Here is a 26573-nt window from a genome sequence, read left to right on the forward strand (position 1 = left end):
GTCTTCAACAGATACGAGATTTCCCTCTTGAGGAGCAGAAGATGAGCAAGGCACAGACCGTTTCCACCACCGCTGTCGACCCGACCGTCGCCGCCGGCGCCGCGCAGTTCCTCTCCCCCGTCGTGCTCGGCCTCCAGGCGCTGACCGTCAACGGCAAGCAGGCCCACTGGCACGTCCGTGGCGCGAACTTCGTCGGCGTCCACGAGCTGCTCGACACGATCGTCGCCCACGCGGGTGACTTCGCCGACACCGCCGCGGAGCGCATCGTCGCCCTCGGGCTCCCGATCGACGCCCGCGTGAGCGCTGTGGCGGCGAAGGCCGGAGCGACGGGTGTCCCCGCCGGCTTCACCCAGTCGGACGAGCTCATCCGTGCCGTCATCGCCGATATCGATGCCATCCTCGTCGATGTCCGCGCCGCCGTCGACGGCCTCGACGAGGTCGACCTGACGAGCCAGGACGTCGCGATCGAGATCCAGCGCGGCCTCGACAAGGACCGCTGGTTCCTCGTCTCGCACATCGCGGCCTGACGCAGCAGCACTCGGAAGGGCGGTCCTCGGTATCACCGGGGCCCGCCCTTTCGCGTGTGCGGAGTCCGCTACTGCGCGTAGGTGACGCGTCCGCCGAGAATCGTCGCGACGACCGGCATCTCACGCAGACCCGGCGCTGTCGCCGTGCGCGGGTCCTCACCGCAGAGCACGATGTCGGCGACCTCGCCCGGTCGGAGTGCGGAACGCACGCTCGCCTCGATCGCCTGATCGACCGTCAGCGTCTCCTCGGGATGCCAGGGCGCGCGGTCGTCGTCGGTCCGGGATACGGCGGCGGATATCGCCTGCCACGGGTCGAGGTCCGCGACGGGCGCATCGGAGCCGAACCGCAGCTCCGCTCCGGCATTGCGCAACGACGCGAGCGGGTAGCTGATCGCCGTCTGCTCCGCCCAGTGCCGCGCCACGAGGTCGCGGTCGTCGAGCGCGTGCTGCGGCTGCACGCTCGCGGCGACGCCGAGCCGCGCGAACCGGGCGAGATCGGCGTGGCGCACGAGTTGCGCGTGCTCGATGGTGCCGACAGCCCCGGCGACCGTGAAGGCGTCGAGCGCCGAGGTCGTCGCGCGGTCGCCGATCGCGTGCACCGCGGCGGCCAGACCGGCGCCGGTGGCGCGGGTCAGCAGCTCCACCAGTGCGTCCGGCGAGACCGTCAGCATCCCGAAGTCGTGCGGGTCGCCGGGATAGGCGTGCGAACACGCGGCCGTCCTGGTGCCGAGCGAGCCGTCGGTGATCACCTTGAGGGAGCCCACGCGGATGAGTCCGCGTCCCGCTTCCGGGCCGTCAGGGTCCTCGTGGACCTCGCCTGTCCGCAGACCGGACGCGATCGCTCGATCGAGGTCGAACGGGTATACCGCGAACTCGACGCGATGCGCGGCGAACCCGGCGGCGACCCGTCGTGGCCAGGCGTCGGCGTTCCAGGCCATGTCGAAGTCGACGAGGCCGGTGATGCCTCGCGCTGCGGCGCGTTCACCCGCGCTCCGCACCGCCCGGTCGCCGTGCACGGGATCGGCGGCGTTGAGACGCCGGGAGATCTCGAACGCGTCCTCTTCGCGCAGCATCCCGTCCGGGCTCCGGAATCCCTCGCGGGCGAGCGCGGCGGAGTTCAGCCACACGCTGTGCACGTCGGCGTTGATGAGATAGGCGGGTACGGCTCCTGTCGCAGCATCCAGGAGCTCGAGGGACGGTGCATCCGTCCAGAGCGCATCCCGGAAACCGCTGCCCACACGTCGTCCGTCCGGGAGCAGCCGCGCTTCGCTCATGAGCCGCGCTGCCGCCGCGGCCGAGTCAGCCTCTCCGAGCGGTGCGCGCTCCTCGGCCAGCGCCCACTGCACGGTGTGCACGTGATTGTCCCAGAGCCCCGGGATCGCCCAGGCGCCGCCCGCATCCACGACCTCGCCTCTGGCCGACAGCGCCCCGGTCGGCGCGATGTCGGCGATCCGACCGTCCTCGAGGAAGATGTCGACCGGTTCGTCATCGATCAGGAACTCGCGGCCGGGCCCCGCGATCCGTGCGGCTCGGACGGTACCGACGACCGTCTCCCGCGCGGTCAACGCTGTGCTCCCGTGCGCGCGTCCTGCGCGCGGCGCATCTCCGCGGCGAGTTCGCGGTTCGCGTACGGACCGTCTTCCGACAGCGCGGAGATCACCGCCTCGATCGTCTCCGCCGGCTTGTTCTGGCTGAGCTTCCGCTTCGCGACCACCCGCGTCGGCGTCAGGCGGAAGCCCACCGTGCCCGCGGCCAGACGCTGCACGAAAGCGGGGTCGTTCGGTCGCTCCCACATCAGCCGGGGATCCGGCATCCGCTCCTCGAAGCGCTGGACCAGACGATCGAGCACCTCGAGGTTCTCCTCGTCGCTCAGGATCTCCGGCACGCCGGAGAGGTGCACGGCGGTGTAGTTCCAGGTCGGAACCGCCTGCACATCGCCGTACCAGCCGGGCGACACGTAGCCGTGCGGCCCCTGGAAGATCACCAGAAGCTCGCGGTCCCCCATGCCGTGGATCAGGTCGTCGGGGCGACCGACGTGACCCACGACCGTGAGGTCGTCCCGCGAATCGTCCAGCAGCACCACGTAGTGCGAGGCGACGAGTCCATCTTCACCTGCGCTGACGATGTTCGCCCACGGATTGGCGTCGACCACGCGACGGATCTCGGTGACGTCGGCCAGCGTGAAGCTCGGATTCTGTCGCATGAATCCAGCCTAGAGCGGGTCTGTCACGCCTGGCAGCGAGGACACCAGTACAGCTTGCGGGCGCCGATCTCCTCGAGAGCGATCTCGGTGCCGCACACGCGGCACGGCAGACCTGCACGGTGATAGACCCAGTGACGATCGTCTCGGCTCGCCATGGCGGCCCGGTACTCGTCCGGCGACAGATCATCCATCGTCATCATCTGGCCGGTCTCGACGCCGATCGCGAGCAGCCGCACCCAGTCGTGCCACAGCGCGCGGACGATCTCCTCCGGCACATCGCGGCCGGGAGTGTGCGGGTTGAGGCGCTGCCGGTAGAGCATCTCCGCACGGTAGACGTTGCCGATGCCGCTCACGACCGACTGGTCCATCAGCAGCAGCGCGATGACGGTCTGCGTCTTGCCGACGGCGCGGACGAACCGCTCCTCGTTCTCGACCGGATCTCCGACGAGCGGATCGGGGCCGAGCTTCGCGACGGTCGCCAGCATCTCGTCAGGGGTCTGGAGGACGCAGGCGGTCGGCCCGCGCAGGTCGGCCGCCGTGATGTCGGTCATCAGCCGCAGGCGCACCTGACCGACGATCGGAGGCGGCCACTGCATGCCGTCGTCGGCCAGACCCTTGGTCTGCTCCGACATCCGCACATGCACGCGCGTGCGCCGCGGGGCGCCGATCGAGGACAGGGAGTTCTCTCCGGCACCGTCGAGGATCGGTTCGTCCAGGACCGTGCCGCGCTGATTGGTCTGCCCCATCCGGCCGTTGGCAGAGGCGATCGTGGGGTCGAGGAGGATCTCCCCCGCGAAGTCCCACGCGCCGTAGAGGCCCAGGTGCACGCGCAGCCAGAGGTCGCCTTCCGCCTCGAGGAACATCTGCTTGCCCACGGCCTTGACGCTCACCGCGGCCCGACCGTCGAGAACGGCCGCGCCCTCGGCGAACCGTCCCTGCGGACTCGATGCCCGCAGGGTCTTGCCCACGAAGTTCCGGTCGAACTGTCGGGCGATGCGGTGGACGGAATGCCCCTCAGGCATGTCAGCCCCTCGGGTCCGGGAGGAGCGAGCCGTCGCGCTCGAAGTCCGCGATCTGTCCGATCCGACGCACATGGCGCTCCTCACCGGAGAACGGCGTCGCGATGAACCGGTCGATCAGCGCGGTCACCTCCTCGTAGGTGTGCTGCCGTGCGCCGATGGAGATCACGTTGGCGTCGTTGTGCTCGCGCGCCAGCTCCGCCGTCGAGAGGTTCCACACGAGAGCCGCCCGGATGCCGTGCACCTTGTTCGCGGCGATCTGCTCGCCGTTGCCGGAGCCGCCGAACACGATCCCGAGCGCCTCCACCCCCGCCGCCTGGTCGGCGACGACCGCCTGCGCCGCTCGGATGCAGAACGCGGGGTAGTCATCGACGGCGTCGTAGACGATCGGACCGTGATCGATGACGTCATGTCCGCCGCTGCGCAGGTGGTCCTGCAGCTGCGTGGAGAAGTCGAGACCTGCGTGGTCGGTGGCGATGTGGATGCGCATGGCTCCCATCCTAGAAGCGGCGGACGCCGGACGGGATGTCAGGGTGAGACGCCCGCGGCGGCCGGCTTGAATCCCGCGCGGATGTTCTCGCAGCATCCGGGACGGCAGACGTCGAAGCCGCCCGGGAGCGCGGTGACGTGCGCGCGCTCCTCGTTGGGCCGGCCCTGGAGCCGCTCCTCGATCAGATCGACGATCCCGGCCACGAACGACGGGGAGACACCCGGAGTGGGAGTGCGCGTGAACGCGAGCCCCGCCTCTTCCGCGGCCTCGGCCGCCTCCGTGTCGAGGTCCCACAGGACCTCCATGTGATCGCTCATGAACCCGACGGGGACGACGGCCACGGCCTTGCGCCCGCGGGCGGGCAGCTCGCCGATCACGTCGCAGACGTCGGGGTCGAGCCAGGGCTGGGATGCGGGCCCGGAACGCGACTGGTACACGAGCTCCCAGGAGACGTCCGCCGCAGCAGGCACGCTCGCGCGGACGCGATCCATGACCCACGCGGCCACCGCCAGGTGCTGCGCCGCATAGGCTCCGCCCTCACCCCAGTCGATGTCACGCGCGCCCGACCGCTCCGCGTCGGCCGTGGGGATGCTGTGCGTCGAGAAGAGGATCTGGATGTCGGAGGCGGCGATGCCCGCGGCGAGGAAGCCCTCGACGGCCTCGCGCACCCCGGTCTCGAAGGCCTCGACGAAGCCCGGGTGGTCGTAGAAGGGGCGGATCTTGTCGATCGTGACGGTCTCGCCCAGGCCGGTGTCCTCCAGGACCCGTGCGAAGTCCTCGCGGTACTGACGGCAGCTGGAGAACGAGCTGTAGGCGCTCGTCGCGAAGGCGAGGAGCGTGTTGTGCCCCTGGGCCGAGGCCTCCGTGACGACCTCGTCGAGATACGGGGCCCAGTTCCGATTGCCCCAGTAGACGGGGAGGTCGATCCCGCGAGCAGCCAGCTCCGCCTCCAGCGCCTCCTTGAGCACACGGTTCTGGCCGTTGATCGGGCTCACACCGCCGAAGTGGCGATAGTGGTGTGCGACCTCCTCCAGGCGCTCGTCCGGGATGCCACGCCCTCTCGTGACGTTGCGGAGGAACGGGATCACGTCGTCCTGCCCCTCCGGTCCCCCGAAGCCCGCCAGCAGGATGCCGTCGTAAGCGACCGGGGTCGTCACGAAGGGGGCACCGCCGGCAGCGGCAGGCGAGGCAAAGAGGACGGTGTTCGGCTCGATCGCAGTCACTCTCCCATCCTTTCACCTCTCCGGCGTGAGGGCGTCCGCTGCTCTGGCGTAGGCTGTCAGGGTTGCCGTCGGCGCCAACTGCGCCCGACTCCGGTGACATCCCCTCACCCCTGGGAGTACATCTGTGCCTGGAGAGAACCTCACCCGCATCGAAGCGCAGGAGCGCCGCGACGTCGTCGACACCCAGTCGTACGAGGTGGCCCTCGATCTGACCAAGGGTGCCGAGGTCTTCGGCTCCCGCAGCGTCGTGCGCTTCAGCGCGACCCCTGAGAGCTTCACCTTCATCGATCTGATCGCGCGCGAGGTCCGCGAGATCTCCCTCAACGGCGAGCAGCTCGATCCCGACGAGGTCTTCGCCGATTCGCGCATCGCCCTCACGGGGCTCCAGGCGGAGAACGTGCTGGTCGTCGACGCGGACTGCCTGTACACGAACACCGGAGAGGGACTGCACCGCTTCGTCGATCCGGTCGACGACGAGGTCTACCTCTACTCCCAGTTCGAGGTCCCGGACTCCCGTCGAGTGTTCGCGGTCTTCGAGCAGCCCGATCTGAAGGCCACGTTCCAGTTCACGATCACGGCGCCTTCGGCGTGGAAGGTCGTGTCCAACTCGCCGACGCCCGAGCCGATCGTCCACGACGACGACTCGATCGCGACCTGGGGCTTCGAGCCCACTCCCCGCATCTCCTCGTACATCACGGCGCTCGTCGCAGGGCCTTACGAGTCGACATTCTCGGAGCTGACGAGCGCGTCCGGCCGGGTCATCCCCCTCGGCGTCTACGGCCGCAAGAGCCTGTGGCAGCACCTCGACGCGGACTACATCTTCGACAAGACCCGCGAGGGCTTCGCCTACTACGAGTCGAAGTTCGGCGTGCCCTATCCGTTCGCGAAGTACGACCAGCTCTTCGTGCCCGAGTTCAACGCCGGCGCGATGGAGAACGCGGGCGCCGTCACGTTCACCGAGACCTATGTGTTCCGCAGCAAGGTGACCGACGCCGTCAAGGAGCGCCGTGTCGTCACGATCCTGCATGAGCTGGCGCACATGTGGTTCGGCGACCTGGTCACCATGAAGTGGTGGAACGACCTCTGGCTCAACGAGTCGTTCGCCGAGTGGGCGTCGACCATCGCCACCGCCGAGGCCACCGAGTGGACCGAGGCATGGACCACGTTCAACGCTATGGAGAAGACCTGGGCGTACCGCCAGGACCAGCTTCCCTCCACGCATCCGATCGTCGCCGAGATCAACGACCTCGAGGACGTGCAGGTCAACTTCGACGGGATCACCTACGCCAAGGGCGGCTCCGTCCTCAAGCAGCTCGCCGCCTGGGTCGGGATCGAGGCGTTCTTCGGCGGCGTCTCGCAGTACTTCCAGAAGCACTCCTGGGGCAACACCGAGCTGAGCGACCTGCTCTCCGAGCTCGAGGCCACGAGCGGTCGCGACCTCAGCACCTGGTCGAAGAAGTGGCTCGAGACCGCGGGCGTCAACACCCTGGAGCCGGTCATCGCCGAAGGCGGCGACGGCACCATCTCGCGGTTCGCCGTCACCCAGACGGCACCGGCGGACTACCCGACGATCCGTCCGCACCGCCTCGGCATCGGCTTCTACACGCTGGCCGACGGATCGCTCACGCGCACGCACTACGTCGAGGTCGACGTCGACGGAGACCGCACGGAGGTGCCGGAGCTGCAGGGCATCAAGCGCCCCGATCTGGTGCTTCTCAACGACAACGATCTCGCCTACGCCAAGATCCGTCTCGACGAGAAGTCGCTGGCCACCGCGATCGCCCACCTCGCCGACATCCATGACCCGCTGGCCCGCTCGCTGGTATGGGGCGCGGCCTGGGATCAGACGCGCGACGCCGAGACCCCGGCATCCGACTACATCGACCTCGTGCTGGGCAACATCGGCCGCGAGACGGAGTCCACGACCGTCCGCACCACGCTCGGGCAGCTGCGGACCGCGGCGACGCTCTACGTGGCACCCGCCGACCGCGAGGCCGCTCGCCTGAAGGTCGCCGACGGCATCTGGGCCCTCGCCGAGGCCGCCCAGCCCGGCAGCGACAGCCAGCTGCAGTTCGTCACCGCCTTCGCGAACGCCCTCGTCACGCCCGAGCACGCCGGGATCGTCGGGCGCCTGCGCTCCGGCGAGGAGACCCTCCCCGGGCTCGAGATCGACGCCGACCTGAACTGGCAGCTGCTCGTCGGCCTCGCCACCATCGGCGCGACGGATGCCGGGTCCATCGATGCCGCCCTTGCCGCGGACAACACCGCCAAGGGCGGCGAGTTCGCGGCCCAGGCCCGTGCCGCCCTCCCCGACGCGGCGTCCAAGAAGGCCGCGTGGGCCTCGCTCGTCGAACGCGACGATGCTCCCAACACGATCGTCCGATCGGCAGCGCTCGGCTTCGTCCACCCCGCCGGAGCCGCGGCCCTGCGCGAGTTCGTGCCGGCGTACTTCGACATGCTGCTCCCCGTCTGGGAGTCGCGCTCGTACCAGATCGCGCAGTACCTCGTCGTCGGGCTGTTCCCGACGGCACTCGCGGACATCGCACTGCGTGACGCCACGCGCGCCTGGCTCGCCGGGAACCAGGATGCCGCGCCGGCGCTGCGTCGGCTCGTCCTGGAGAACCTGGCCGACGTCGAGCGCGCGCTGGCCGCGCAGTCGCGCGACGCGGACGACTGATCACCGTGCAGCCTCAGCGTCCGGCAGCGGGCGCTGAGGCTGTACGGCATCCAGCCCGCGCAGAGGCCCGATCGCTAGGATCGGAGTGATGATGATCCCCTTCGAGAACGCACCCCCGACGACGCCGGAAGAGCTCCCGGAGTGGTGGAAGCAGACGCTCCTCGTGCTCGGCGACGTCGGCATGAAGGCGCTCGCCGTCGCGCTCATCCTCGTCAGCTGCATCGTGATCGGGCTCATCCTGCGCGTCGTCATCCGTCGCGTGGTGCATCGCATCGTCGACACCGCCAAGAACAAGGCGGCCGTCGACGACACGCAGGCGCTCGAGCGCTCGCCGCTGTCGGACATGCGACTCGTGCAGCGCACGCGCACGCTCGGGACGATCCTGCAGAACATCGTGAACGTGATGCTCGTCGTGATCGCGCTCGTCCTCGTCGTCAGCGCCCTCTCCCCCGGCCTCCTCGGTTCTCTGACGCTGCTCACGGCCGCTGTCGGCGCGGGTCTCGGCTTCGGCGCGCAGAACATCGTCAAGGACGTGCTCAACGGCATCTTCATCGTCGCAGAGGACCAGATCGGCATCGGGGATGTCGTCGACCTCGGCCTCGCGAGCGGCGTGGTCGAGTACGTCAGCGTGCGCATCACCCAGGTCCGCGACGTGAACGGGACCCTCTGGTACGTGCGCAACGGCGAAGTGACCCGCATCGGCAACATGTCGCAGGGCTGGGCGCGGGCGATCATCGATCTCGGCGTACCGGCGGATTCCGACCTGGAACAGGTCGAGCACACGATGCTGGAGACCGCGCAGGGGCTCGCCAAGGATCCCAAGTGGCGCACCCGCATCATCGAGAAGCCCGAGCTCTGGGGCCTCGAGTCGATCGGCGGTGACGCGCTCGTCGTGCGCATCGTGATCAAGGCGCGGGCCAACGCGAAGGACGACGTCGCGCAGGAGCTCCGCCGTCGCCTTCGCGCTGCGCTGGCCGAGAAGGAGATCGCGGTGCCGAGCATGGTCGAGGTCGCCCCGACGGGACTCGACGGAGCGCGTCGCGTCCGCGGAGCGAATCCGCCCCGGACCCGCCCCAACGCCGTGACCGGAGTCCCGGTCATCCCGGATCGCGGGATCTGGCGGCGGAAGAAGCCGACCGACGACGGGAGCCCCCAGAAGTGACGTTCTACGACGAGGTCGGCGGACACGAGACGTTCGCGAAGATCGTCTCGGTGTTCTACCGCGAGGTGGCACTCGATCCCGTGCTCAAGCCGATGTACCCCGAGGAGGATCTCGGGCCCGCCGAGCAGCGGCTGCTGATGTTCCTCGAGCAGTACTGGGGCGGCCCGACGACCTATGGCGAGACGCGAGGGCACCCACGCCTGCGCATGCGGCACATGCCGTTCCACGTCGATCCCGACGCGCGGGATCGTTGGCTCCGTCACATGCGGACCGCCGTGGACGAGGCGCAGTTGTCGCCCCTGCACGAATCCACGCTCTGGGACTACCTGGAGCGGGCCGCCTATGCCATGGTGAACACACTCGAGCCGTCGGGGATCGGCACCGCCACGGGCGGGCGTCCCACGCTCGAGACCCGATCACGTCAGGAATCAACGGAGAACTCATGACGAAGACGCCCCTGTCCGCTGATGTCCTGGTGATCGGATGGGGGCTGTCCGGGCTGGTCGCCGCCGCCGAGGCCCTCGCGGCCGGGCGCCGCGTGATCCTGATCGACCAGGAGCCGCGGACGAATCTCGGCGGACAGGCGTGGTGGTCCTTCGGCGGGCTCTTCTTCATCGACTCGCCGGAGCAGCGGCGGCTCGGCATCAAGGACTCGCTCGAGCTCGCGACGCAGGACTGGTTCGGCAACGCGGGCTTCGATCGCCCGGAGGACGAATGGCCGAGGCGTTGGGCGGAGGCCTATCTGCAGTTCGCGGCCGGCGAGAAGCGCGCCTGGCTGCGCGAGCGCGGGGTCGGGTTCTTCCCCGTCGTCGGCTGGGCGGAACGAGGAGGCTACGGGGCCCTCGGGCCGGGCAACTCGGTTCCGCGCTTCCACATCACATGGGGAACCGGGCCGGGGGTCGTCGCGCCGTTCGCCGCCGCGATCGAACAGGGAGAGCGCGAGGGGCATCTCACGGTGCTCCCGCGCCATCGCGTGGCCGAGCTGATCGTCACCGACGGGGTCGTCACAGGTGCACGGGGTGAGGTGCTGGCGACGAGCGGCGCGCGTCGCGGCGCCGAGTCCTCGCGCGAGGTCATCGGCGCTTTCGAGATCTCTGCCGGCGCCACGATCGTCTCGTCCGGCGGCATCGGAGGGAACCACGACCTCGTGCGGGCCGCCTGGCCCTCGCGCCTGGGCACGCCGCCCGAGCACATGCTCACCGGGGTTCCCGCGTACGTCGACGGCTCGATGCAGGCCGTCAGCGAGGCCGCCGGCGCCCGCCTGATCAACGGCGACCGGATGTGGCACTACGTCGAGGGCATCACGAACTGGGATCCGGTCTGGCCGTCGCACGGCATCCGGATCCTCCCCGGCCCGTCCTCCCTCTGGCTCGATGCGACCGGCAAGCGGCTTCCGGTGCCGCTGTTCCCCGGGTTCGACACGCTCGGCACCCTCGCGCATCTGCGCACGACCGGTCACGACCACTCCTGGTTCGTGACCTCGCGGAGCATCGTCGAGAAGGAGTTCGCGCTCTCGGGCAGCGAGCAGAATCCGGATCTCACCGGCAAGGACGTCGGTCTGCTGCTCAAGTCCCGTCTCGCGAAGGGTCCGACCGGTCCCGTCCAGGCGTTCCTCGACGAAGGCGAGGACTTCATCGTCGAGGGCGATCTCGAATCCCTGCTCGAGCAGATGCAGCGGCATCCGGGCGGCGAGGCTCTCGACATCGACGCGGTCCGCCGCGAGGTCGTCGCCCGCGACCTCGAGATGGACAACGACTTCACCAAGGACGCGCAGATCGGCATGCTGCGATCGATGCGCAGCTACCGCGGCGACAAGCTGATCCGCACCGCGGCGCCGCATCGCCTGCAGGATCCGGCGGCCGGTCCCCTCATCGCGGTCAAACTGCATGTGCTCACGCGGAAGTCGCTGGGTGGCATCAACACCGATCTCGACGGGCGGGCGCTGGATGCCTCAGGAGTCCCCATCCCCGGACTGTACGCGGCCGGAGAGGCCAGCGGCTTCGGGGGCGGCGGGGTCCACGGGTACCGCGCGCTGGAGGGAACCTTCCTCGGCGGATGCCTGTTCTCCGGTCGCCAGGCGGGACGCGCCGCCTCTCGCTGAAGTACTTCCGGCCCGTGAACAGTCGGGAAGAACGTCGGAGGGCGGCTCTAGCCGGCGCTGCCCGTATCGCGGACGGCGGTCAGACCGGATGCGACCGGTCCGCGAGCGAGCACGTGCCCGCGCCGGAACGCCAGGCGGGTCCACCGTCCCGACTGCATCACGGGCACGTCCTCCTCGCCCGAGATGAAGCCCAGGGCGTCTGCGGCGAAGGCGATCCCGCGGGGCAGGCCGCCGAGATCCTCGTCGGGTTCGCCCCAGATCGCGGCCCGCAGCGCACGGACGGCCTCCTCGCCCGAGCCCGGTGTCGCGCCACGCGCGACGGCGGAGATGCCCCACTGCGCGCGTTGAGCGATCATCGACGCCGGCAGCGTCGCCGCCGGCGTCCAGTCCCCGCGCGGCGGTGCCACCCCGGCCCACGCGGGCGAAAGCCCGGTCTCCGGGAGCGTCAGCTGCAGGGGATCGTCGGTCGCGGCGAGCTGATCGACCACGATGTCGCATTCGAGCTCGGGGTCGGCGTGCACGATGCGCATCGCGAGGACGGTCGGCGTGCTGTCGAAGAGCCCGTGCGGAGCCAGAGCCGCCGTGGTCAGCGCGAGGACTCCCCTCGACGCCTGCAGCCGCACACCGTCGTCGGTGATCCTCGTCGCCCGCCCCACGAACGTGAGGACGTCCTTCGCAGTGTCGGGGTCGGCGAGGAGAAGCTGATGCGGCACGAGCTCTAAACTACCAACGGACCGGTGCCCGCGGTCGCGGAGAGGAAAGAATGAGCCCCGAAGACCACGCCGCCCAGACGGTCGAGCGACTGCTCGATGTCCTCGATCTCGAGGTGACTCAGGCGCGAACCACCGAGGACATCTTCACCGGAGCATCTCATCCGATGCCGACCGGCCGGATCTACGGCGGGCAGGTGCTGGCACAGAGCCTCATCGCCGCCGAGCGCACCCTCCCCGAGGACCGTGCCGTCCACTCGATGCACGGCTACTTCCTTCGGCCGGGGGACGCGAGCCAGGGCATCACGATCGCGGTCGACCGCATCCACGACGGCAGGTCGTTCTCGACGCGGCGCTCCCAGGCCTACCAGAACGGCGTGCCGATCTTCTCGATGATCGCGTCCTTCCAAGATGCCGATCCGGGTGTCGAGCATGCGGAGCCGATGCCGGAGGATGTGCCGGCGCCCGAGGATCTCTCGCCGGACGAGGACCGCGTGGCGGGGCTCCCCGGCGGGACAGCACGGATGCTGAGCGAACGAGCCGCAGATATCCGCCATGTCGACTCGCCCCTCTATCTGCCGAGCGACGATCCGCATGTGGCCAGGCAGGCGGTGTGGATGCGCATGCGCGCACCGCTCCCCGACGATCAGCGGCTGCACCGCGCCGCGCTCGCCTACCTGAGCGACATGACGATCCAGGAGTCGATCCTGCGGGCGCACGGTGTGTACTGGGCGATGCCGGGACTCAAGGTCGCGAGCCTCGACCACGCGATGTGGTGGCACCGCCCGGCACGGGTGGACGAGTGGCTCCTGTACGTGCAGGAGTCGCCGAACGCACGGGGCGGTCGAGGACTCGCCACCGGACGGATCTACTCCCGCGAGGGCGGTCTCGTCGCCAGCGTCGCGCAGGAGATCATGATCCGCGTCCCCGCCGACTAGTCCGCGGTGAGCGTGGGCAGGATCTCGGCGTAGCGGACGAGGAAGGCGCGCTCGTCGAGCCTCTTGCGGCGCAGCCACCCGGTGACCTCGCTGTTGCTCTTGCTCGCGTTGCAGGACGCGCAGGCGGGGACGACGTTCTCGAGCGTGTAGCGTCCGCCCCGCGAGATCGGCATGATGCAGTCGCGCTGGAGCCCGTCACCCTGGGCTCCGCAGTACGCGCACCCGCCCCAGGCCGCAACGAGATCGGCCCACTGCGACGCGGTGAGGTCGTTGGTCACCTTGTCGAGCCGGCGCTGTCGTCGCTTCGCGTAGCGGGCACGCGCGGCCGCTGACGTGGTGGCGGGGAATCGTCGGCGTGAGGGCACACGACGACGGTACCGCGCCGGCGGGCGGAATCCGGTCAGCGGTGCGCGTACTCGATCGACGATCCCACGTAGGGCTCCCAGGCGTCGCGCATCTCCTGCGTCAGGCGAGTCGGACGACCGCTCGCGGCGTCCACCAGGACGATCACGGCCGTCGAGCGGGCATAGATCATCCGCGGCTGAGCCTCAGGGTCGTTGTGCACCTCGTAGCAGACCTCGATGCTCGAGCCGCCGAGCTTTCCGAACCACATCTGCACCTCGAGCGGGCGACGCTGATACGGCACCGGAGCGAGGTACTCGATCTCCTGCCGGGCGATGAGGGTGAGGATCCCCTCCTCGATGCCGGAGTCGAGGACAGCCGTCGGCGGCGCCTCCTCCCCCGGTCCCGCACGCCAGAAGGCCCGGACCCGCGCCTCCTCGAGCAGCTTGAGCATCGAGGTGTTGTTGACGTGGTTGAAGGCATCCAGATCACCCCAGCGCAGGTGGATCGGGATGTGCAGACGAGGCGATGACATCAGTCGCGCGTGAGCTTGCGGTGCGTGGAGCGGTGCGGCTTCGCGGCATCCGGTCCGAGACGCTCGATCTTGTTCTCCTCGTAGGACTCGAAGTTGCCCTCGAACCAGTACCACTGGTCAGGCTTCTCGTCGGTGCCCTCGTACGCCAGGATGTGCGTCGCGATGCGGTCGAGGAACCACCGGTCGTGAGTGATGACCACGGCGCAGCCGGGGAACTCGAGAAGCGCGTTCTCGAGCGAGCTCAGCGTCTCGACGTCGAGGTCGTTGGTGGGCTCGTCGAGGAGCAGGAGGTTGCCGCCCTCCTTGAGCGTGAGCGCGAGGTTGAGGCGGTTGCGCTCTCCACCCGAGAGCACGCCGGCCTTCTTCTGCTGGTCCGGCCCCTTGAAACCGAACTTCGACACGTAGGCGCGCGACGGGATCTCGGTCTTGCCCACCGTGATGTAGTCGAGGCCGTCGGAGACGACCTCCCACAGGGTCTTGTTCGGGTCGATGTTCGACCGCGACTGATCGACGTAGCTGATCTTGACGGTCTCGCCGATCTTGAGGTCGCCGCCGTCGAGAGGCTCGAGACCCACGATCGTCTTGAACAGGGTCGTCTTTCCGACGCCGTTGGGGCCGATGACGCCGACGATGCCGTTCGGCGGCAGGCTGAAGCTGAGGCCGTCGATGAGCGAGCGCTCGTCGAAGCCCTTCTTGAGCTTCTTGGCCTCGATCACGACGCTTCCGAGACGCGGACCCGCGGGGATCTGGATCTCCTCGAAGTCGAGCTTCCTCGTCCGCTCCGCCTCCGACGCCATCTCCTCGTACCGGGCGAGACGGGCCTTCGACTTCGTCTGCCGCCCCTTGGCGCTGGAGCGCACCCACTCCAGCTCCTCCTTGAGGCGCTTGGCGAGCTTCGCATCCTTCTTGCCCTGGATCTCGAGCCGCTCGCCCTTCTTCTCGAGGTAGGTCGAGTAATTGCCCTCGTAGCCGATGAGGCGGCCGCGGTCGACCTCGGCGATCCACTCGGCGACATGGTCGAGGAAGTACCGGTCGTGGGTGATGGCGATCACGGCACCCTTGTACGCCTGAAGGTGCTGCTCGAGCCACAGGACGCTCTCGGCGTCGAGGTGGTTGGTGGGCTCGTCGAGGAGCAGCAGGTCGGGCTTCTGGAGCAGGAGCTTGGCCAGCGCCACACGGCGCTTCTCACCGCCCGAGAGCGGGGCGATCGCCGCGTCGCCGGGCGGTGTGCGCAGGGCGTCCATGGCCTGCTCGAGCTGCGAGTCGAGATCCCAGCCGTCCGCGGCGTCGATCTCCTCCTGCAGCGTGCCCATCTCGGCGAGGAGAGCGTCGAAGTCGGCGTCCGGGTCGGCCATGAGGGCCGAGATCTCGTTGAAGCGGTCGACCTTCGCCTTGATCGCGATCCCGTCCTGAATGTTCTCGATCACGGTCTTCGACTCGTCGAGCTCCGGCTCCTGCATGAGGATGCCGACAGAGAAACCGGGCGAGAGCTTCGCCTCGCCGTTCGACGGCGTGTCGAGCCCCGCCATGATCTTGAGGATCGTCGACTTTCCGGCGCCGTTCGGACCCACCATGCCGATCTTGGCGCCGGGAAGGAATGCCATGGTGACGTCGTCGAGGATGAGCTTCTCGCCCACTGCCTTGCGTGCACGCACCATCGAGTAGATGTACTCAGCCACCGAAAACCGCTCCTTCTGTTGGCGTCGAAGATCGACACTCCAGCCTACCGGCCCGTGGCTGTGTCACCAGTCGATCGGGCGAGTCGTGCCGACGAGGCAGCGCCCTTCCGCCAGCTGAGGCATCACGGCCGTGACGACCTGTCCCGTCGACGGACCGACCTGCCCGATCAGGCATTCGTCATCGCCCCAGCGCACCGAGAACTGCAGGCTCTCCGCCGTGTTGCCGACCGTCGTGAGGTCTTGCGTGACCTGCATCGCTGCGCGGTCGAACCCGGCGGCGATGAGAGCGTCGATGTACGCGCGACCCGACCCCTGCTGATCCGTAGTCCAGATGCTCTCCGAGACACGCGTGAACACGGGGAGGTTGTCCTCGGCGGTGCCGTCCGGCACCAGCACCGGATCTGGCGCCGCCTCGGAGTCCGGTGCGGGCGAAGTCTCGGCGGTTGGCGACGCGACCGGCTCGGCACCGGGCCCACAGGCGGAGAGGACGAACAGCCCGGCAACGAGAGCCAGGGCGGAGGCGGCCTTCAACGGCGCCGCAGAGACCGGTCGACGAAGCACGTGCTGAGTCTACGGGCAGCGACCGTGATGACCGCGCCGCCGACCGGTCCCGATCCTCTCCCTTCGTCGCGCTCAGTGCGAGGCGACGCGATCAGCCGTGGCGCCTGCCGGCACCTCTGCCCACGAGATGTCCAGATCGGGCAGTTCTCGGTCGCCGTCGGGCTCGTCGGCTGCGCCGGGGTCGGTGTCGACTCGCTGATCGGCAGCCGTCGGTCCTTCCGCGGCCCCGTGCACGCCGGCATCCGTAGGCGTCGCTCGGCTGCGGGCGAGGAACGCGCTGGTCCCCCACCGCAGATCGTGCCCGATCGCGTCGGCGATGATGTCGACGCTGGTGCCCTGCTTGCCGTTGCTCTCCCAGCTGCGGATCCGGAGCCGACCCGTGACGATGACGCTGTCTCCGGTTCGCAGCGACGCCTTGGAGTGCTCGCCCAGCTGCCGGAATGCGGCGACCGAGAACCAGTTGGTCTCCGAATCGACCCATGCCTGGGTCACGGTGTCGAACCGGCGGTGCGTGCTCGCGAGTCGGAAGTTCGTGACCGGAGCCCCTCCTGTCGTCTGTCCCTGCGTCGGATCGGTGGCGACCCTTCCGATGATGGTGACGGTGTCGATCATTCTCAGTCCTCTCGATGACCGGGTCCAACGCCCGGATCGCACCAGCGTGCGGCATCCCGCTGCGCCCCGAACTCGCAGAAGACGGGATCGGTGGACACTCCGCGCCAGATTCGGTGTGTGCAGGACAGCTTTCGGAGCCCCTCTCGGCGACGGCGACCGAATGTCGGTGGTCGGTCATATGTTCGAATCAGAAAGGAGTTCCGATGTCCGACAGCTTGACCACCTATCTGCCCGAGGTTCCCTACGCGACGCCTCGGCTCTCCTCCGCGCGCGAACACCTGGTCCGGGCGGCCGATCATCTGTGGCGCGTTCAGGACCGCACGGAGCGCGTCCTCGGCCATCTGCGGATCGTCGCCGACCCACTGGGACTTCGCTACCGCGCCGAGCGTCTTCACCTCGCGACCGGCACGTTTCGCATCGTAGGCGAGTTCTGGCGGGCCGACGACGCCGTCGCCGCGCTGCGCTACTCCTGAGCGTGCAGCGGCAAGACTGTGCGTGCTCCTCGGCGGGTCACGCGCATGGGGAAAGCCGAGTGCCCCCGGCAGGATTCGAACCTGCGACCGGCGGATTAGAAGGCCGCTGCTCTTCCTCTGAGCTACGAAGGCGTGCTTACAGCGTACCGCGCCCGGTCGCCGATGTCGGGCCCGTCGATAGTATGGCGGCATGGTATCTGCGTCCGAGAACGATCGTCTCGTATGGATCGACTGCGAGATGACGGGACTCGATCTGGCGGTCGACGAACTCGTCGAGATCGCCGTCGTCATCACCGATTTCGAGCTCCGTCCCATCGATCCGGGGTTCCAGGTGGTGATCCGCCCGAGTGATGCGGCCCTCGCGAACATGAACGACTTCGTCACCAAGATGCATGAGACATCGGGGCTGATCGAGGAGATCCCGCACGGCGTCACCCTGGAAGAGGCGGAAGCCCAGACGCTCGCCTACATCCGACGATTCGTCCCGCTCGAGCGCAAGGCTCCCCTCGCGGGCAACACGATCGGCACCGACCGCATGTTCCTCGCGAAGTACATGCCACAGGTCGATCAGTGGCTGCACTACCGGAACGTCGACGTCTCGAGCATCAAAGAGCTGTCCCGTCGCTGGTACCCGCGGGTGTTCTTCCAGGCTCCGTCCAAGGACGGCGGCCACCGTGCCCTCGCCGACATCCTCGAGTCGATCCGCGAGCTGCGCTACTACCGCGAGGCCGTCTTCGTCGCGGAGCCGGGACCGTCCAGCGACGACGCGCGCGACATCGCGACGCGCACCGTGTCGGAGTTCACCTCGAACATGTAATAGACTCATCTGGTTGCCCGCTCCGGTGGGCACATGGTGGGTATAGCTCAGCTGGTAGAGCGCTGGCTTGTGGTGCCGGATGTCGCGGGTTCGAGTCCCGTTACTCACCCCAGTGAAGAGGCCCGAATCGTATTGATTCGGGCCTCTTCTGCGTCTCAGGGGCATGCCCGCCGGGCTCTAGACTGACGGGGTGTCACTCGCGGTCTGGTTCTCCCTTCTCACGGCCTCGGTGGTCATCAGCTTCACGCCCGGGGCAGGCGCGATCAACACGATGTCGAACGCACTCAACCAGGGGTGGCGCCGCTCGATCTGGGGCATCGTCGGACAGCAGATCGCCCTCATCGTCCACGTCGCCATCGTCGCCGCAGGCGTCGGGCTCCTGGTGTCGCGCTCCGAGTTCCTCTTCAACGCGATCCGCTACGCGGGCGCCGCGTATCTCGTCTTCCTCGGCATCCGCCTCATCCTGACGAAACCCGATGTCGTGGTCGCGGACGACGAGATCTCACCGGTCGACTCCCGTGAGGGGCACTGGTCGATGATCCGGCGGGGGTTCTGGGTCAACCTCCTCAACCCGAAGGCGATCGTCTTCTTCCTCGCCTTCATCCCCCAGTTCATCCGACTCGACGAGCCGCCCCTCCCCCAGTACCTCACCCTCGTCGCGACCGTGATCATCGTCGATGTCATCGTGATGTGGGGCTTCTTCGCCGCAGCAGCCCGCCCTTTCCGCCGGCTGACACGCTCTGCACGCGGCCAGCGCATCCTCAACACCGTCTTCGGCGTTCTGTTCATCGCCGTCGCGGCGCTCCTCGTCTTCCTGCATTGACGCCGACGCGCGTTCGCACCCCCGCCCCTAGGCTGGAGCGGATGGAGATGGATGCCGCAGCCTTCGAGGCGCTCGTGATCGACGAGCTCGACCAGCTGCCCGACGACATGGTCGACGGGCTGGAGAACGTCGTGTTCGTGGTCGAGGACCGTCCCGAGGACGGCACCCTCGATCTGCTGGGCCTGTACGACGGGCTGGCTCTGACGGAACGGACGCAGTACGGCATGGGTGAGCTTCCGGATCGGATCGTCCTGTTCCGCGAGCCGCACCTCGCGCAGTGCGAGACGGAGACGGAGCTGCGCGACGAGATCCACACCACTCTGGTGCACGAGATCGCGCACTTCTACGGCCTGGATGACGAGCAGCTCCACGAGATGGGCTGGGCATGAGCACTCCGGTCGCACTCCCGGATCTCGAGGAGATCACCGACCTCCACGCCGCGCCCCTGGAGCCGTGGGAGGTGGTCGTGTGGAACGATCCGGTGAATCTCATGAGCTACGTCGTCCGGGTGTTCCGCACGTATTTCGGCTACTCCACAGAGCGCGCCACGGCGCTGATGCTCGCCGTCCATCACGACGGACACGCGATCGTCGCGACCGGCCCGCGCGAGACGATGGAGGTGCACGCCCAGGCGATGCACGACTACGGCCTCTGGGCGACGGTGCGGAAGGTGTCCGGATGAGCGCCCGTGAGATCGTCCTCTCGCTCGCCGTGATCGAAGGGGCGCATCTCCTGAGGCTCGTGGACGAGTTCGGCGAGCTGCTCCGTGCGCGCTCGACGGACGATCCCGCCGTTCGACGGTTGACGCCGACGGCTTATCCGGATGATGCGGAGGCGGCGGCAGCCTTCGCCGAGACCACCCGTGACGAACTCCTCGATCGGCGGCGCAGCGAGGCGACGACGGTGCGCGCGGCGCTCGGACCGTTCGACATCGAGATCGATGCCCTGTCTGAGAAGGACGCTCTGGAGCCACGCGATCTCGTCATCGCGGAAGACGATCTCGATGCCTGGCTGCGCACTCTCACCGCGATCCGGCTGGTCATCGCCGACCGTCTCGGGATCACCACGGAGGATCACACGAGCGATGACGGCCGCGGAGACATCTACGATTGGCTCGGTTATCGCCTCGAGGTGCTGATCCAGGCCGCCGACGAGATCGACGCGCGACGCGGCCGTTGATTCCCTAGGGGATCTCGACGATCCTGGTCGCCAGCGTCCGCGGGTCGTCGCGCTCCACGTGGAGGCGCTCCTGAGCCGCCCAGCGATCCCAGTGCGGACGATAGGTCTCTCCGTCGCGAGCGAGTGCGCGTGCCTTGCGCGCCGGCTCCCCGGACTCCACCCAGACCCGAACGTCCCCGAGACCGACCGTCGACGGCGTCAGGATGCCGCTTCCCTCGACGATGACGCCCAGGGCAGGATCGACGGCGTGGCTCTCCGCCTCCGTCTCGCGCTCCCAGTCCCATCGTCGCCAGGTGCCGAGGTACCCGCGTCCGTGCGGGCGGAGGATCCACTCGAGCGCTCGATCGACACCGGCGTCGAGCCCGTCCCATCCGGGGTACAGCGAATCCAGCGCGATGAGCTGCACGCGTCCGGCCAGCGGCCACCGTGCTGCCAGCCGTCCGGCGAGAGAAGTCTTCCCCGCGCCGCTGCGGCCGTCGATCAGCACGACGGGGTTCGCCGCCGCGAGAGCGAGGACGTCCTGCTCGATCAGCGTCGCGGCGCGGTCGAGCGCGGCCGCGACGGGATCGTCACTTCTTGAGGGCACGGATGATGCGCGAGAGCGCCCGCCCGGTGACCCAGACGAACGGCACAGCAACGGCCAGCAGAGTGACGATGTTCGGCTCGAACCGCAGCCCCTCTTCGCGACGGACGTATACGCCGACCGGAATCGAGACTCCGCCGCCGCCACCGCCCTCGCCGCCTTCCGCGCTGCCGCCGCCGAAACCGGAGTAGGTGAGAGACACCGGAGTGATGCTCACCCCGTCGACGTCCTGCGGCTCACCGTACGCGCTCTTCACGCCGAAGGACGCGATCTGCTTTCCCAGTTCCAGTGCAATGTTCGGCATGGTCCCACGCTAGCCCACGAAACAGGGCGGCGTGCGGTCAATCCACGCCGTGCGCCTTCGGATGCTGGGCGGCGCCTCGCCCGTCACCCCGACCGATGTGGCGTGCGCGACTGATCGTGGCCGTGCCGAACCGCGCGACCGCCTCGTCGACGGCCCCTTCGACCTTCCGCCAGTCCTCGTCGTCGTCCCAGAGCCCCAGGCCCCCACCACCGGCCGGTCGCAGGTTCTCGGCGCGCACACCGAGGAGGCGCACAGGATCGCGGCGGTCGATCTGCTCGTACAGGGCCTGCGCGGCCTCTCCGATCCGCTGCCCGACCGCTGAGGGCTCGCTCAACGTCTGGGAGCGGTTCAGCGTGCGGAAGTCATCGAAACGCACCTTGATCGCGACCGTGGCCGCCTCCCACTCCGCGCGACGGAGACGGGCCGCCACGCGGTCGGCGAGACGGAGCAGCTCGGCCCGGAGGAAGGCGCGGTCCAGGATGTCGTGATCGAAGGTCTCCTCGTGCCCGATGCTCTTCTCGATCCGCTCCGTGTCGACCACACGTGGGTCTTCTCCTCTGGCGAGCTGCGCGAGGCGGGCGCTCAGGGCGGCACCCACTGCACGGTCGAGCATCTCAGGCGACGACTCCCGGATGTCGTGGATGGTGCGGATGCCGCGGGCTTCCAGAGCCTCGGCCGCCTTCGGCCCCACGCCCCACATCGCGCGGACCGGGCGCGGAGCGAGGAAGTCGAGGGTGTCGCCCGCCGCGACCACGAGCATCCCATCGGGCTTCGCGATCGTGGACGCCATCTTCGCCACATGCTTGGTCGCGGCGACGCCGACGCTGCAGGTGATCCCGACCTCTTCGAGCACCCGGGCTCTGATGAGTCCGGCGATGCGCGCCGGACTCCCCCAGAGCCGCCGTACGCCCTGCACGTCGAGGAATGCCTCGTCGACGGAGAGCGGCTCCACGAGCGGCGTGAACGATTCGAAGATCGCCATCACCTGCCGGGAGACCTCCTGGTAGCGGTGGAAGTGCGGCAGCACGATGCGTGCCGTGGGGCACAGCCGCAACGCCTGGGACACCGGCATGGCCGCGCGCACGCCGTACCGACGCGCCTCATACGAAGCGCTGGATACGACGGAGCGCCCGTCCGGAGCGCCGATGATCAGCGGGAGCCCGCGGAGGCTCGGGTCGTCGAGCACCTCGACCGCTGCGTAGAACGCGTCCATGTCGACGTGCAGGATGCGGGTTCCGGTGTCGTCGGCGTCGGTGGGCGACGTGATCTGCCCTCTGCCGTCGCCGTGTCCCATGGATCCATTCTCTCCCGGACTCCGGACACGGGTGCGTCGACGGGCCCAGCGCGCCGAGGCGGCTGAGCCCGTCGAACCGCTACTGCGCGGCGCGCTCGAGGATGAGCTCGCGGACGCGTGCAGCGTCCGCCTGGCCCTTCATCGCCTTCATGACCGCGCCGATCACGGCACCGGCGGCCTGGACCTTGCCGTCCTTGATCTTGGCGAGCACGTCGGGCTGCGCAGCGAAGGCCTCGTCGATCGCGGCGATCAGCGCGCCGTCGTCAGACACCACGGCGAGTCCGCGCGCGTCGATGACCTCCTGCGGAGTGCCCTCGCCCGCGACGACGCCTTCGAGCACCTGGCGTGCCAGCTTGTCGGTGAGTGTGCCCGCATCGATGAGCTTCTGCAGCGCGACGACGTTCTCCGGGCTGATGAGCTCGGAGGCGTCCTTCTCGTGTGCGTTGGCGAGGCGCGAGATCTCGCCGGTCCACCACTTCCGGGCCGTCGCGGGGGTGGCTCCGGCGGCGATCGTCGCAGCGACCTCTTCGAGGACGCCGTTGTTGCGCACATCCTGGAACTCGAGGTCGGTGAAGCCCCACTCCGTCATCAGGCGACGACGACGGGCGACCGGCTGCTCCGGGAGAGCCGCGCGCAGCTCCTCGATCAGCTCGGCGGCCGGCTGCACGGGCAGCAGATCGGGCTCTGGGAAGTACCGGTAGTCATCGGCATCCGACTTCGGGCGTCCCGGCGACGTGGTGCCGGTGTCCTCGTGCCAGTGCCGCGTCTCCTGCGTGATCGTTCCGCCGTCGGCCAGGATCTGCGCCTGACGCTGGATCTCGTACCTCACCGCGCGCTCGACCGAACGCATCGAGTTCACGTTCTTGGTCTCGGTGCGCGTGCCGAGCTTCTCGGTGCCGCGCGGACGGAGCGAGATGTTGGCGTCGCACCGCAGGTTTCCGCGCTCGAGCCGAGCCTCGGAGATGCCGAGACCGCGGACGATGTCGCGGATCGTCTGCACGTACGCCTTGGCGACCTCGGGGGCACGGTGCTCCGTGCCGGTGATCACCTTCGTCACGATCTCGACCAGCGGCACACCGGCGCGGTTGTAGTCGACGAGCGAGTACTCCGCACCCTGGATGCGTCCGGTCGCGCCGCCCATGTGGGTCAGCTTGCCGGCGTCCTCCTCCATGTGCGCACGCTCGATGGGGATGGTCACGGTCATGCCGTCCTCGAGCTCGACCTCGACCGCCCCCTCGAACGCGATCGGCTCGTCGTACTGCGAGATCTGGTAGTTCTTGCCGAGGTCGGGGTAGAAGTAGTTCTTCCTCGCGAAGCGGCTGGACTCCGCGATCGAGCAGCCCAGCGCGAGGCCGAGGCTGATCGATGAGCGGATCGCGGTCTCGTTCACGACCGGCAGCGAGCCGGGAAGACCGAGGTCGACCGGTGCGATGAGCGTGTTCGGCTCGGCCGCGTGATACTTCTCGTTGGCCGGGTTCGGCGCATCCGAGAACATCTTCGTGTTCGTGTTGAGCTCGACGTGCACCTCGAAGCCGAGGACGGGCTCGTACAGCTCGAGCGCCTTGTCGAAATCCATGAGCTTGGCGGTGGCCATCAGCGGGTTCCTCCGGTCAACTGGGGTGCGCGGCTGAGGAGCGGTGCTCCCCAGGCGTCGAGCAGCACGGTCTCGAGCGCGGCGCCGACCTTGTACAGACGAGCGTCCTCGCGGGCGGGAGCCAGGAACTGGATGCCGACCGGCAGCCCGTCCTCCTCGGCGAGTCCGCTGGGGATCGAGATCCCCGGGACGCCGGCGAGGTTCGCGGGGATCGTCGTGACGTCGTTCAGGTACATCTGCAGCGGATCGTCGATCTTCTCGCCGATCTTGAAGGCGGTGGTCGGCGCCGAGGGCGTCGCGATGACGTCGACGTCGGCGAACGCGTTCGCGAAGTCCTGCTGGATGAGGGTGCGCACCTTCTGCGCGCTGCCGTAGTAGGCGTCGTAGTAGCCCGCCGACAGCGCATAGGTGCCGAGGATGATGCGGCGCTTGACCTCGTCGCCGAACCCGGCGTCGCGGGTCGCCGACATGACGTCCTCGACGGTCGGGTTGCTGTCAGGAGTGACGCGCAGCCCGAAGCGGACGGAGTCGAACTTCGCCAGGTTGCTCGAGGCCTCAGCGGGGAGGATCAGGTAGTACGCGGCGACACCGTACTCGAAGTGCGGCGCGCCGATCTCGACGATCTCCGCCCCCTGCGCCTCCATCAGAGCGAGCGCGCTGCGGAAGGATGCCGCGACGCCGGGCTGGAAGCCGCTGTCCGGCAGCTCCCGGATGACGCCGACCCTGAGGCCCTTCAGCACGTCGCCGCGGGCGCCCTCGCGAGCGGCATCCGCGAACGACGGCCAGGCATCGCGCAGCGACGTGGAGTCCTTCGGGTCGTGCCCGCCGATGACATCGTGCAGCAGACCCGCGTCGAGCACGGTTCGCGTGACGGGGCCGACCTGGTCGAGGCTCGAGGCCAGGGCGATCGCCCCGTAGCGGCTCACACCGCCGTAGGTGGGCTTCACGCCGACCGTGCCGGTCACGTGTGCGGGCTGACGGATCGATCCGCCGGTGTCCGAGCCGAGCGCGAGGGGTGCCTCGAAGGCGGCGACGGCGGCAGCGGAACCTCCGCCGGAGCCGCCGGGGATGCGGTCGAGATCCCACGGGTTGCGGGTGGGGCCGTAGGCGGAGTGCTCCGTGGAGGATCCCATCGCGAACTCGTCCATGTTGGTCTTGCCGAGCGGGATGAGGCCGGCGGCGCGCGAGCGTGCCACGACCGTCGCGTCGTACGGCGAGCGGTACCCCTCGAGGATGCGCGATCCGCTGGTGGTGGGCTGATCGTGGGTGACAAGCACGTCCTTGATGGCCAGCGGGACGCCGGCGACCGGGCCGAGGTTCTCGCCGGCGGCGCGCTGCGCGTCGACCGCGGCGGCCGCTTCGAGAGCGCCGTCGTTCACATGCAGGAATGCGTGGACGTCGCCGTCGACGGCGGCGATACGGTCGAGGTGGGCCTGCGTGGCCTCGACACTCGAGATCTCGCGGGATGCGAGCTTGTCGGCGAGCTCCGCTGCGCTCAGTCGGATGATGTCGCTCACTGCTCTTCTCCCAGGATCGCGGTGACGCGGAAACGGCCGTCCGCGGCATCCGGAGCGTTCTGCAGCACCTGCTCGTGCGTCAGGGTCTCTCCGACGACGTCAGGACGGAAGACGTTGCTCAGCGGAATCGGGTGGCTGGTCGCGACGACGTCGGAGGTGGCCACCTCCGACACCTTGGCGATGTTGTCGACGATGGCGTCGAGCTGGCCCGTGAGCCGCGTCACCTCGTCGTCGTTCAGCTGGATACGCGCGAGCACGCCGAGATGGCGCACGAGATCAGGGGTGATTTCAGACACGTCCCCAGTCTAGTTGGCGTGCCAGCCCTCCCTCTTGGCACGGACACCGCTACGGTGCTGACAGAGGCCATGTTCGCCTGCCCCGAGCTTGAGATGAACGGTTTGTGTATGCGGATAGTCAAAGTCGAAATAGAGAATTTCCGTTCTGTCGAGTCCCTAGTTTGCTCCTTCGATACCGTGACCTCGCTCGTCGGCCCCAATGGCGCGGGGAAGTCGACGATCTTGCGCGCACTTGACTGGTTCTTCAATGGCGAGAAGGGCACGATCGGAGTCGATGATGTTCACCAGGCCGCGGGCGCGGGATCAAGAATCCGTGTACGTGTTGATTTCGACCACCTCACGCCGTCTGACCGTGAAGCGCTGGGCGAACGCTACGCTGCGAGCAGCGCCGTCGACACGCTCACGGTGTGGAAGACATGGCAAGACGGCGATGAGAAAACCACAGCGAAGGCGTTTGCGTACCCCGGCTTCGAGCAGATCCGGGCCCTGGCGTCCGCCGGGGATAGGCGCTCAGCCTATTCAACGCTTCGAGGGGTTGAACCCGAACTCAACCTCCCAGCATGGACTTCAGCCGCAGCAGCTGAAGCAGCCATGAACGCATGGGAGCGGGAGAACGAAGACCACCTCGTCGAGGCGGAGGTATCCGACACCCACTTCTTTGGAATCAATAGTCGCGGAAAGCTGTCTGACCTCTTCGACTATGTGTTTGTGTCGGCTGACCTGCGCGCTACTGACGAGACGTCGGCCGTGAAATCGTCGATACTGTCTCGGATCCTCCAGCGAGCAGTCGATCGCACAGCTCTGGACACAGCCACCACCGAACTCATCAAGCAATACACCGAGGCTTTGGGGGCGTTGAGCGACGAACACCTCGGGACGCAACTCCGAGTTCTCGAGACCGAGCTCACCGAAGC

30 protein-coding genes and 2 tRNA genes are annotated in these 26573 nt (G+C 68.4%); 14 read left to right on the forward strand and 18 right to left on the reverse strand.

Translation table 11 applies throughout. From position 1 onward, the window contains the following. Positions 1 to 41 precede the first annotated feature (41 nt). On the forward strand, positions 42 to 527 hold the full coding sequence (locus LBN7_RS19935; protein WP_116635011.1) for a Dps family protein: 486 nt from the start codon (positions 42 to 44) through the stop codon (positions 525 to 527). 68 nt (positions 528 to 595) lie between these two features. Here LBN7_RS19935 and LBN7_RS19940 read toward each other — a convergent pair whose 3' ends face one another. The 5 genes from LBN7_RS19940 to LBN7_RS19960 are packed head-to-tail and all read right to left on the reverse strand — an operon-like array spanning position 596 to position 5462. Next, positions 596 to 2092, reverse strand: coding sequence for an amidohydrolase (locus tag LBN7_RS19940; RefSeq protein WP_407360595.1), 1497 nt, complete (start codon positions 2090 to 2092; stop codon positions 596 to 598). Continuing rightward, positions 2089 to 2730, reverse strand: coding sequence for an FMN-binding negative transcriptional regulator (locus LBN7_RS19945; protein ID WP_407360596.1), 642 nt, complete (start codon positions 2728 to 2730; stop codon positions 2089 to 2091). The genes LBN7_RS19940 and LBN7_RS19945 overlap by 4 nt, the downstream gene beginning before the upstream one ends. A gap of 23 nt (positions 2731 to 2753) precedes the next feature. Further along, complete coding sequence (locus LBN7_RS19950) at positions 2754 to 3752, reverse strand: Fpg/Nei family DNA glycosylase (RefSeq protein ID WP_407360597.1); 999 nt, start codon at positions 3750 to 3752, stop codon at positions 2754 to 2756. A 1-nt stretch (position 3753) separates the two neighbouring features. Next, on the reverse strand, positions 3754 to 4239 hold the full coding sequence (locus LBN7_RS19955) for a ribose-5-phosphate isomerase (RefSeq protein ID WP_407360598.1): 486 nt from the start codon (positions 4237 to 4239) through the stop codon (positions 3754 to 3756). A 38-nt stretch (positions 4240 to 4277) separates the two neighbouring features. Continuing rightward, positions 4278 to 5462, reverse strand: coding sequence for a ferrochelatase (locus tag LBN7_RS19960; RefSeq protein ID WP_407360599.1), 1185 nt, complete (start codon positions 5460 to 5462; stop codon positions 4278 to 4280). A 124-nt stretch (positions 5463 to 5586) separates the two neighbouring features. On the opposite strand from LBN7_RS19960, the gene pepN reads away from it, so the two are divergent. The 4 genes from pepN (at position 5587) to LBN7_RS19980 (ending at position 11402) form a co-directional block, all read left to right on the forward strand. Beyond that, complete coding sequence (gene pepN / locus LBN7_RS19965) at positions 5587 to 8139, forward strand: aminopeptidase N (protein ID WP_116635017.1); 2553 nt, start codon at positions 5587 to 5589, stop codon at positions 8137 to 8139. Between the two features lie 88 nt (positions 8140 to 8227). Next, positions 8228 to 9301 (forward strand): mechanosensitive ion channel family protein, encoded by a 1074-nt coding sequence (locus LBN7_RS19970; protein WP_407360600.1) that lies wholly within the window; start codon positions 8228 to 8230, stop codon positions 9299 to 9301. Continuing rightward, on the forward strand, positions 9298 to 9747 hold the full coding sequence (locus LBN7_RS19975; RefSeq protein ID WP_116635019.1) for a globin: 450 nt from the start codon (positions 9298 to 9300) through the stop codon (positions 9745 to 9747). Before LBN7_RS19970 ends, LBN7_RS19975 begins: the two co-directional genes overlap by 4 nt. Then, positions 9744 to 11402: an FAD-binding dehydrogenase gene (locus LBN7_RS19980; RefSeq protein ID WP_407360601.1), complete on the forward strand. Its 1659-nt coding sequence runs from the start codon at positions 9744 to 9746 to the stop codon at positions 11400 to 11402. The genes LBN7_RS19975 and LBN7_RS19980 overlap by 4 nt, the downstream gene beginning before the upstream one ends. Before the next feature lie 47 nt (positions 11403 to 11449). On the opposite strand, the gene LBN7_RS19985 is transcribed toward LBN7_RS19980, so the two are convergent. After that, entirely contained in the window at positions 11450 to 12115 is a 666-nt protein-coding gene (locus tag LBN7_RS19985) for a hypothetical protein (protein ID WP_116635021.1), read from the reverse strand. A gap of 50 nt (positions 12116 to 12165) precedes the next feature. On the opposite strand from LBN7_RS19985, the gene LBN7_RS19990 reads away from it, so the two are divergent. Continuing rightward, complete coding sequence (locus LBN7_RS19990) at positions 12166 to 13050, forward strand: acyl-CoA thioesterase II (RefSeq protein WP_116635022.1); 885 nt, start codon at positions 12166 to 12168, stop codon at positions 13048 to 13050. Here LBN7_RS19990 and LBN7_RS19995 read toward each other — a convergent pair. From LBN7_RS19995 to LBN7_RS20015, 5 genes are all read right to left on the reverse strand, one after another. Further along, positions 13047 to 13415 (reverse strand): HNH endonuclease, encoded by a 369-nt coding sequence (locus LBN7_RS19995; protein ID WP_116635023.1) that lies wholly within the window; start codon positions 13413 to 13415, stop codon positions 13047 to 13049. The genes LBN7_RS19990 and LBN7_RS19995 overlap by 4 nt on opposite strands. Before the next feature lie 35 nt (positions 13416 to 13450). Further along, complete coding sequence (locus LBN7_RS20000; RefSeq protein ID WP_116635024.1) at positions 13451 to 13927, reverse strand: thioesterase family protein; 477 nt, start codon at positions 13925 to 13927, stop codon at positions 13451 to 13453. Beyond that, complete coding sequence (gene ettA / locus LBN7_RS20005) at positions 13927 to 15606, reverse strand: energy-dependent translational throttle protein EttA (RefSeq protein ID WP_116635025.1); 1680 nt, start codon at positions 15604 to 15606, stop codon at positions 13927 to 13929. The genes LBN7_RS20000 and ettA overlap by 1 nt, the downstream gene beginning before the upstream one ends. A gap of 63 nt (positions 15607 to 15669) precedes the next feature. Next, a complete protein-coding gene (locus LBN7_RS20010) occupies positions 15670 to 16167 on the reverse strand; it encodes a DUF6993 domain-containing protein (RefSeq protein WP_207769943.1) in 498 nt (165 codons plus the stop codon). Between the two features lie 72 nt (positions 16168 to 16239). Next, positions 16240 to 16779: a single-stranded DNA-binding protein gene (locus LBN7_RS20015; RefSeq protein ID WP_407360602.1), complete on the reverse strand. Its 540-nt coding sequence runs from the start codon at positions 16777 to 16779 to the stop codon at positions 16240 to 16242. A 203-nt stretch (positions 16780 to 16982) separates the two neighbouring features. Here LBN7_RS20015 and LBN7_RS20020 point away from each other — a divergent pair, with 203 nt between their 5' ends. Then, the gene (locus LBN7_RS20020; protein WP_116635027.1) at positions 16983 to 17252 is read left to right on the forward strand and encodes a hypothetical protein; all 270 of its coding nucleotides are present in this window, start codon (positions 16983 to 16985) and stop codon (positions 17250 to 17252) included. A 60-nt stretch (positions 17253 to 17312) separates the two neighbouring features. On the opposite strand, the gene LBN7_RS20025 is transcribed toward LBN7_RS20020, so the two are convergent. Then, positions 17313 to 17384 (reverse strand) — tRNA-Arg (locus tag LBN7_RS20025). A 58-nt stretch (positions 17385 to 17442) separates the two neighbouring features. On the opposite strand from LBN7_RS20025, the gene orn reads away from it, so the two are divergent. From orn to LBN7_RS20055, 6 genes are all read left to right on the forward strand, one after another. Further along, a complete protein-coding gene (gene orn / locus LBN7_RS20030; RefSeq protein WP_116635028.1) occupies positions 17443 to 18069 on the forward strand; it encodes an oligoribonuclease in 627 nt (208 codons plus the stop codon). Between the two features lie 36 nt (positions 18070 to 18105). Then, positions 18106 to 18181, forward strand: a tRNA-His gene (locus tag LBN7_RS20035). A 78-nt stretch (positions 18182 to 18259) separates the two neighbouring features. After that, positions 18260 to 18892 carry a LysE family transporter gene (locus LBN7_RS20040; protein ID WP_407360603.1) on the forward strand — a complete coding sequence of 211 codons (633 nt, stop codon included), beginning with the start codon at positions 18260 to 18262 and terminating at the stop codon, positions 18890 to 18892. Between the two features lie 41 nt (positions 18893 to 18933). Further along, positions 18934 to 19281, forward strand: coding sequence for a metallopeptidase family protein (locus tag LBN7_RS20045; RefSeq protein ID WP_116635030.1), 348 nt, complete (start codon positions 18934 to 18936; stop codon positions 19279 to 19281). Next, positions 19278 to 19574 (forward strand): ATP-dependent Clp protease adapter ClpS, encoded by a 297-nt coding sequence (gene clpS, locus LBN7_RS20050; RefSeq protein WP_341945459.1) that lies wholly within the window; start codon positions 19278 to 19280, stop codon positions 19572 to 19574. The genes LBN7_RS20045 and clpS overlap by 4 nt, the downstream gene beginning before the upstream one ends. Beyond that, entirely contained in the window at positions 19571 to 20071 is a 501-nt protein-coding gene (locus LBN7_RS20055) for a DUF2017 family protein (protein WP_407360604.1), read from the forward strand. Before clpS ends, LBN7_RS20055 begins: the two co-directional genes overlap by 4 nt. A gap of 4 nt (positions 20072 to 20075) precedes the next feature. Here the strand turns inward: LBN7_RS20055 and LBN7_RS20060 are convergent, their stop codons facing one another. The 6 genes from LBN7_RS20060 to gatC form a co-directional block, all read right to left on the reverse strand. Beyond that, on the reverse strand, positions 20076 to 20657 hold the full coding sequence (locus LBN7_RS20060) for a hypothetical protein (protein ID WP_407360605.1): 582 nt from the start codon (positions 20655 to 20657) through the stop codon (positions 20076 to 20078). Then, positions 20641 to 20958, reverse strand: coding sequence for a hypothetical protein (locus tag LBN7_RS20065; RefSeq protein WP_116635034.1), 318 nt, complete (start codon positions 20956 to 20958; stop codon positions 20641 to 20643). Before LBN7_RS20065 ends, LBN7_RS20060 begins: the two co-directional genes overlap by 17 nt. A 37-nt stretch (positions 20959 to 20995) precedes the next feature. Then, positions 20996 to 22252: a DNA polymerase IV gene (dinB, locus tag LBN7_RS20070; protein WP_116635035.1), complete on the reverse strand. Its 1257-nt coding sequence runs from the start codon at positions 22250 to 22252 to the stop codon at positions 20996 to 20998. A 79-nt stretch (positions 22253 to 22331) separates the two neighbouring features. Continuing rightward, complete coding sequence (gatB, locus tag LBN7_RS20075; RefSeq protein ID WP_407360606.1) at positions 22332 to 23846, reverse strand: Asp-tRNA(Asn)/Glu-tRNA(Gln) amidotransferase subunit GatB; 1515 nt, start codon at positions 23844 to 23846, stop codon at positions 22332 to 22334. Next, positions 23846 to 25363 (reverse strand): Asp-tRNA(Asn)/Glu-tRNA(Gln) amidotransferase subunit GatA, encoded by a 1518-nt coding sequence (gene gatA / locus LBN7_RS20080; protein WP_407360607.1) that lies wholly within the window; start codon positions 25361 to 25363, stop codon positions 23846 to 23848. The genes gatB and gatA overlap by 1 nt, the downstream gene beginning before the upstream one ends. Further along, positions 25360 to 25659 (reverse strand): Asp-tRNA(Asn)/Glu-tRNA(Gln) amidotransferase subunit GatC, encoded by a 300-nt coding sequence (gene gatC / locus LBN7_RS20085; RefSeq protein WP_116635038.1) that lies wholly within the window; start codon positions 25657 to 25659, stop codon positions 25360 to 25362. Before gatC ends, gatA begins: the two co-directional genes overlap by 4 nt. A gap of 18 nt (positions 25660 to 25677) precedes the next feature. Between gatC and LBN7_RS20090 the strand changes: the two genes are divergently transcribed. Continuing rightward, a partial coding sequence (locus LBN7_RS20090; protein ID WP_407360608.1) for an AAA family ATPase occupies positions 25678 to 26573 on the forward strand: 896 nt, incomplete at its 3' end.

Origin of the sequence: Microbacterium sp. LBN7, assembly GCF_045690345.1 — a bacterium.
GTDB lineage: Bacteria > Actinomycetota > Actinomycetes > Actinomycetales > Microbacteriaceae > Microbacterium.